Source organism: Enterococcus raffinosus (assembly GCF_018917525.1).
In the GTDB taxonomy this organism is placed as follows: Bacteria; Bacillota; Bacilli; order Lactobacillales; family Enterococcaceae; genus Enterococcus_A; species Enterococcus_A raffinosus_A.
The window spans coordinates 1-1,473 of sequence record NZ_JAHLOS010000092.1; the positions used below are offsets into that span (position 1 = coordinate 1).

Annotated in this window: 1 protein-coding gene; it reads right to left on the reverse strand. The window is 39.6% G+C overall.

What is annotated here, in order from left to right:
* Positions 1 to 125: 125 nt before the first annotated feature.
* Positions 126 to 1,373: an IS256 family transposase gene (locus KQI58_RS22390; RefSeq protein WP_216411141.1), complete on the reverse strand. Its 1,248-nt coding sequence runs from the start codon at positions 1,371 to 1,373 to the stop codon at positions 126 to 128.
* Between the last annotated feature and the right edge of the window lie 100 nt (positions 1,374 to 1,473).

The window sequence follows — 1,473 nt, forward strand, 5'->3', positions numbered from 1 at the left end:
ATAGGGTTTGTCAACTAAACTGTGGAAGTTAAATAGTTAAGAGTTTTTAACAACCATAATTCTCTCGGCTATTTTGAAATCAGATAAATTTTGATCGGACACATAGTTGAATAAACCTACCGTTGTTACGGAAGGTAAATCGCATACTTTTCAATTCTAGAGGAGAAGGTCTCGTTGATCATTAACTGATTAAGCACCATAGCCCAGTTTTGAATTCGACCACCTGACCACTTCGCGTGTAATTCTTTCGTGCGTAAATAAAGTAGTTTTAGGAGCGCATTCTCATTAGAGAACGCTCCTTTTTTTGTGACTTTTCTGAAGCTGGAGTGGACACTTTCAACCGCATTGGTAGTGTACATAATTTTTCGAATGGCACTACCATAATCAAATAGTTGTTCAACATGTGCAAAGTGCCGTTTCCAGACATCTACAGCACCAGAATAATGAGACCACCGATTTTGAAAACTGTCAAAAGCAGCATGTGCAGCGTTTAGAGACGAAGCACCGTAGAACTTTTTCATATCTCGGCAGACTTCCTTATAGTCCTTACTTGGAATATAGCGCAATGCATTTCGAACAAGATGAACAATACAACGCTGAACAATTACCGATGGAAAGATCGCTTTTGCGCCTTCTTCGAGGCCAGAAACACCGTCCATCGAAATGAAAAAGACATCTTCGACACCACGTGCTTTCAGTTCATCAAATACTTGCATCCAGCGATTTTTAGATTCTGTTTGATTTAACCATAACCCTAAAATTTCCTTATTTCCCTTGAGATCATAGCCAAGAATAGTGTATACAGCATATTCTTTGGCTTCATAATTTTCTCGTAAAGTAACATACATACAATCAACGAATAGAAAGGCATAGCACTTGGCTAGGGGGCGGGCTTGCCATTCTTCCAATTCAGGAAGGACAGCGTCAGTGATATCTGAAATCATTTCATGGGAAATATCAAAGCCATAAATATCTTCGACGGTTGCGGCAATATCTCGTTGACTCATTCCTCGTGCATACATGGAAAGAACCTTCCCTTCGATGTCGGAGACATCTCGTTTTCGCTTAGGAATTAACTCTGGTTCAAAGGAAGCTTCCCGGTCTCTAGGAACATCAATAGCTACTTCACCAAAACTAGTTTTAAGTGTTTTATTTCCATAGCCATTTCGACGATTATCGTGTTCCTTAGGCTCTTTAGAATGGGCATCATAACCTAAATGGTTATTCAATTCTCCTTGAAGCATCTTTTCAAAAAGGGGCCCAAACACCTCTTTCAAAGCATCTTGCATGTCATCGACAGATTCAGGTTGATAGGCATTCAGAATGGATTCAGCTAACTTTTCGGCATCAGGATTTCTTTTCTTTCTAGCCATCGTGTACTCACCTCTTGATCTTATTGTAGAAAAAGAAAAACCGCGAAGCAACCACCTACCTAGGATTAATGGTTACTTACACGGTTTATATTACACTCTC

Excerpts from the sequence above, each read along its gene's own strand:
- KQI58_RS22390 (WP_216411141.1), bottom strand. The coding sequence starts at position 1,373 with ATGGCTAGAAAGAAAAGAAATCCTGATGCCGAAAAGTTAGCTGAATCC.